The organism is Vibrio sp. 811, from assembly GCF_033339195.1.
Window position 1 is genome coordinate 1 of the sequence record NZ_JAWOUB010000990.1, and the last position, 510, is coordinate 510.

At 49.8% G+C, this 510-nt stretch carries 1 pseudogene; it reads right to left on the reverse strand.

The window, feature by feature from the left end:
* A pseudogene (locus tag R7Q46_RS30520) lies at window positions 1-496 on the reverse strand (transporter); the annotation flags it as partial.
* Window positions 497-510: the final 14 nt, after the last annotated feature.

Genomic DNA, 510 nt, shown 5'->3' on the forward strand with positions numbered 1-510 from the left:
CAATGCCAGCGTTGCGGTTGTGTGCTGATGAAAGCGGCGCAATGGTCGCGGCCACCAATGCCACCATCACCAATCCGAGTAAACCTTGAGGCATGTAATGTTGGATGTAGTAAAGATAAGCGGCGTTGTTCGCACTCTGCTCTAGTGCAGGATAGATCGCCAGTAAATCGATGTTTTGCGCTGCCACGAACCACGCTGGCATAAACCACAGTACAGGGGCAAAAACAAACAGTACACCAGCAACGAATGCGGCCTTGGTGGCGTCTTTATCGTTGGCGGTGGTCAGAAAGCGATAGCAGCTCAAGGTGTGGTTATTACTCATGGTTTGTTGCAGCAGCATGGCGATTGCCCACATCACAAACAGAGACGGCATCCTGATCTGTTCACCATAAATTGGCGTGGTGTACGCAAACACTTCGCTTGGTGAGTCAAAGCGTTGCAGTGCGGTATAGCCGATCACTAGAGTAATGGCGATCAGCAAAATTAATTGAATCACATTCGTCACAGACA